This window comes from Streptomyces sp. NPDC059398, from assembly GCF_042751845.1.
Lineage (GTDB): Bacteria > Actinomycetota > Actinomycetes > Streptomycetales > Streptomycetaceae > Streptomyces.
On sequence record NZ_JBHYWP010000194.1, the window covers coordinates 1 to 4,085 of the forward strand.

The following is a 4,085-nucleotide window of genomic DNA, read 5'->3' on the forward strand; positions in this document are numbered from 1 at the left end:
GGGGGGGGCGCCCCCCCCCCCCCCCGGCCCTGCTGTGTGGTGCGGTGCTGTGCCCTGGTTCGGGGTGCGCGGTGGTTCAGGCTGCGCGCTGAGTCAGGCCGCCCGGCGGGTCAGCGCACTTCGGTGATCTCAGGGCCGCGCTGAAGCTGGCCCATGCCACCGGAGAAGCGCGAGCCCTCCTGCTCCTCCTGCTGCACACCGTCGGGCATCATCTGCGCGTCGTCCGGCAGCTTGAGGACGATCGGGTCGCGGGGGGCCATCGGTCCCTCGCCCCGGACCACCACGGTGTCCCGGAAGATCTGCTCCAGCACCCCGGCCGCCTCGGGCTGGACCGCGCCCTGGCCCGAGATGACACCGCGCAGGAACCAGCGCGGCCCGTCGACACCGACGAAGCGCACCAGCTGCACGCCGTTCGTGCCGTCCGGGAGCTGGACGGGCACCTGGGCCCGCAGCTCCCAGCCGAGCGGACCCTCGACCTCGTCGATGATGCCGCCCTGCTGGGTGATGCCCGAGGCGATCTCCTCGCGCACCTCGCCCCAGATGCCTTCCTTCTTCGGTGCGGCGAAGCCCTGGAGCTGTACGGCGCTGTCGCGCAGGACGACCGTGGCCGCGACGATCGCGTCACCCGCGACCTCGACACGCAGCTCCATGCCCTCGACCCCGGGGACGAACAGACCGCCCAGGTCCACCCGTCCCTCGGCCGCCTCACGGACCTCGGAGATGTCCCAGGGACCGTCGGGCCGCGGAGCGGGGGGCAGGCCGGACCTGTGGGCCCCGCTCACCTCCGCGGACTCCTCGCCCGCGGCGTCGGCGCCGCCGTCGAACTGCCCGGCCTCGCCCGTCGCGTCCTCGTCGGAACCGCTGTTCTTGCGACGTCCGAACACGTCACTGTCCTTCCCGGTCGGATACGACCGATGCGTATCGATTCCCACCCTGTGGCCCGCCCACAGCGGCATGTCCGCCGGTGGACCCGAAGCCCCCTCCGGCCCGTGACGAGCCGGGAAGCTCCGCCACCTCATGGAAGCGCACCTTCTCGACCTGCTGTACTACCAGCTGGGCGATCCGGTCGAAGCGCTCGAACCGCACGCTCTCGCGCGGATCGAGATTGACCACGATCACCTTGATCTCTCCACGGTACCCGGCATCCACCGTCCCCGGGGCATTCACCAGCGCGACTCCGCAGCGGGCCGCAAGCCCGGACCGCGGGTGCACGAAGGCGGCGTACCCGTCGGGCAGCGCCACCGAGATCCCGGTGGGCAGCACGGCACGCTCCCCCGGCGCCAGCTCGGCCGCCTCGGTGGTCACCAGATCGGCGCCCGCGTCGCCCGGGTGCCCGTAGGAGGGGAGCGGCGCGTCGGGGTCGACGCGGTGGATCAGTACGTCCACGGGGTCACGGCTCATGGGTTCACCTCGAAGGCACGGGCGCGCTTGATCTGGTCGGGGTCTTCCATCGCGGCCCGGATCTCCTCGGGCCGTCCGTTCTCGGTAAAGTGGTCCACCTTGACCTCGATGAACAGGGCGTCGGCGCGGACCGCGACCGGCCCGTCGGGACCGCCGATCCGGCCGGTCGCGGTGGAGAAGATCTTCCGGCCGCTCACCGCAGTGACCCGGGCCTCCAGATGGAGCGCGGTGCCCACCGGAACGGGCGCCACGAAGTCGGTCTCCAGCCGGCCGGTCACCGCGATCACCCGCAGCAGCCAGTTCAGCGAGCCGAGCGTCTCGTCGAGCGCGGAGGCGAGCACACCGCCGTGCGCGAGGCCGGGGGCGCCCTGGTGGGCGGGTTTCACGGTGAATTCGGCGGTGACGCTCACACCTTCACCGGCGCGCGCCTGGAGGTGCAGCCCGTGCGGCTGTCCTTCGCCGCAGCCGAAACAGTGCGCGTAGTGCGCTCCGAGCAGCTCACCGGGGGCCGGGGCATCGTGGTGGCGCACGGGCGCTATGGCGTCGGCCGGAGGCGTCAGCGCTGAAGATGTTCGTGTCACAGCCGCAGACATTACCCGCGCGGCAACGCGGGGTGGGCACCATGCCAAGCTTGGCCTCATGCAGCCTTACGAAGAACGTCTCACCGCGCCCCGCTCCTGGTGGCTCATCGCCCTCCTCGTCGGGATCGCGGGCGGGCTGATCACCCTGCCGCTCGGCACCCTGCCGATGCTCGGCGGCCTGGTCGGCGGTGCGGCGGTGGCGGGCATCATCGTCAGCTCGTACGGCTCGGTCCGCATCCGGGTCGTCGCGGGCTCCCTGGTCGCGGGCGACGCGAAGATCCCGCTGAGCGCGCTGGGCGAGGCCACGGTGCTGGACGCCGACGAGACGGTCGCCTGGCGCTCGTACAAGGCCGATCCCCGCGCCTTCATGCTGATGCGCAGCTATGTACGGACGGCTCTGCGGGTGGAGATCACGGACCCGGCCGACCCGACGCCGTACGCCTATCTCTCGACCCGTGACCCCGAGGCCCTGAAGACGGCCCTGGCCGCGGTGCCCGCCGCCTGACCCGGGCGCCGTCTGACCCGAGGGCTGCCCCCGCTAGAACTCTCCGGTGTCCCCGGCGGGGAGTTCCTTCGGCTGCTGGAGCGGTGGCAGCTCGGGGAGTGCGTCCCAGGAGACCTGGCGCTTGCGCATGTCCTTGCGCACCTTGGCGGCGAGCTTGTGGGTGTCCCGGCGGTTCATTACGGCGCCGACGGTGGCGCCCACCATGAAAGGCATCAGGTTCGGCAGGTCGCGGACGGTGCGCTTCATGATCTGCTGGCGCATCTCGCGCTTCATCTGGCCGCCGATCGCGGTGAACGTGGCGGGCTTGGAAATGTCGAAGCCGCGCTCGCCCGACCACGCGTGCAGATAGGCGGTGGAGCGGTCCTTGAGACTGCCCGGCGGGCGCATTCCGTAGACCTCGTGCAGTTCGGCGATGAGCTTCAGCTCGATCGCCGCGACTCCGGTGATCTCCGCGGCGATCTCGGCCGGCATGGCGAGCGGTACCGGCAGCATCGCGGCCGCCCCGATGCCCGCGCCGACGGCCGATGTGGCGTTGGCCGCGCCCGCGACGAGCCGGTCGGCGATCTCTTCGGGTCCGAGCCCGGGAAAGTGCTTGCGCAGCGTCGTGAGATCGCGGACCGGGATCCGGGGTGCGGTGGCGATGATGCGGTCGGTGACGTAGGCGAGCCCCGCCTTCGCGCCTGCACCGCTCTTCTGGATGCCCTGCTGTATCCCGTGCTGTATGCCATGCATGCCGTGTCTGAGGGCGCCCAGCCGACGGGCCCCGGTCATGGGTCCGTCCTGCACGTCCCGCGCCACTGCCGCGAAGGGCGCCGCCTCGTCGAGCGAGGCCGGAAGGCCCCGCTCGTCGTCCTGTGCGCTGCTGCCGAGCGCGCTCTCCCCGTGACCGTCCTCCTCCGGGGGCCGGAGGGCGAGGGGCTCGGCGGGCGCTTCCGCGCCTTCTGCCGGGCCCGTGACGCCCTGCTGGTCCTCGGGGGAACCCTTCCGCCGGAAGCGCCGCTTCCGGGACGGTGTCGCGCCTTCCACGGCCTGCTGCCTCAGTCGCAGTCGCGGCAGATGGGCTGGCCGTTCTTCTCGCGCGCCAGCTGACTGCGGTGGTGCACCAGGAAGCAGCTCATGCAGGTGAACTCGTCGGCCTGCCGGGGCAGCACCCGCACGGACAGCTCTTCGTTGGACAGGTCGGCGCCGGGCAGTTCGAGGCCCTCGGCCTGCTCGAACTCGTCGACGTCGACAGCCGCCGTCGACTTGTCGTTCCGACGTGCCTTGAGCTCTTCCAGACTGTCCTGGTCGCTGTCGTCGTCGGTCTTGCGTGGAGTGTCGTAATCCGTAGCCATGTCGCGCTCTCCCCCTCTGGGTATTTGCGGTGTCTCCAGCGCACGTAACGCGTGAGAGGCCGGACTTGTGCCCGACCTGAGGCGGAGATTTTGCCTCACATCAAGGTCTGTTACTCAATCGACACCCAACCGGATCCCCGGGGAGAGATCGATTTGGATGGCGAACGGGACCGTACACGGTCCCCGGGGGGGGGCCGCCGCCGGGCCCCCCCACGCCGACCCCGCCTAACAAGCCCCACCACAACACCCCCCTGCTGGAGGCAG

At 71.2% G+C, this 4,085-nt stretch carries 6 protein-coding genes; 1 reads left to right on the forward strand and 5 read right to left on the reverse strand.

Annotated elements, in window-relative coordinates:
- Positions 1-110: 110 nt before the first annotated feature.
- The 3 genes from ACFXBC_RS34830 to ACFXBC_RS34840 are packed head-to-tail and all read right to left on the reverse strand — an operon-like array spanning position 111 to position 1,982.
- Positions 111-884 (reverse strand): DUF3710 domain-containing protein, encoded by a 774-nt coding sequence (locus ACFXBC_RS34830; protein WP_385034057.1) that lies wholly within the window; start codon positions 882-884, stop codon positions 111-113.
- A 1-nt stretch (position 885) separates the two neighbouring features.
- On the reverse strand, positions 886-1,401 hold the full coding sequence (dut, locus tag ACFXBC_RS34835; protein WP_385034060.1) for a dUTP diphosphatase: 516 nt from the start codon (positions 1,399-1,401) through the stop codon (positions 886-888).
- Positions 1,398-1,982: a PaaI family thioesterase gene (locus ACFXBC_RS34840; protein WP_385034063.1), complete on the reverse strand. Its 585-nt coding sequence runs from the start codon at positions 1,980-1,982 to the stop codon at positions 1,398-1,400. The genes dut and ACFXBC_RS34840 overlap by 4 nt, the downstream gene beginning before the upstream one ends.
- Positions 1,983-2,040: 58 nt before the next feature.
- Here ACFXBC_RS34840 and ACFXBC_RS34845 point away from each other — a divergent pair, with 58 nt between their 5' ends.
- A complete protein-coding gene (locus ACFXBC_RS34845) occupies positions 2,041-2,487 on the forward strand; it encodes a DUF3093 domain-containing protein (protein WP_385034066.1) in 447 nt (148 codons plus the stop codon).
- Positions 2,488-2,520: 33 nt separating this feature from the next.
- Here ACFXBC_RS34845 and ACFXBC_RS34850 read toward each other — a convergent pair whose 3' ends face one another.
- Together ACFXBC_RS34850 and ACFXBC_RS34855 are read right to left on the reverse strand one after the other, a co-directional pair.
- On the reverse strand, positions 2,521-3,513 hold the full coding sequence (locus ACFXBC_RS34850) for a hypothetical protein (RefSeq protein ID WP_385034069.1): 993 nt from the start codon (positions 3,511-3,513) through the stop codon (positions 2,521-2,523).
- A gap of 11 nt (positions 3,514-3,524) precedes the next feature.
- Entirely contained in the window at positions 3,525-3,821 is a 297-nt protein-coding gene (locus ACFXBC_RS34855) for a DUF4193 domain-containing protein (protein WP_164260119.1), read from the reverse strand.
- Positions 3,822-4,085: the final 264 nt, after the last annotated feature.

Bases quoted from the DNA above. Each gene is read 5' to 3' on its own strand.
- ACFXBC_RS34845 (WP_385034066.1), top strand. From the start codon at position 2,041: ATGCAGCCTTACGAAGAACGTCTCACCGCGCCCCGCTCCTGGTGGCTC.
- dut (WP_385034060.1), bottom strand. From the start codon at position 1,401: ATGAGCCGTGACCCCGTGGACGTACTGATCCACCGCGTCGACCCCGAC.
- ACFXBC_RS34855 (WP_164260119.1), bottom strand. From the start codon at position 3,821: ATGGCTACGGATTACGACACTCCACGCAAGACCGACGACGACAGCGAC.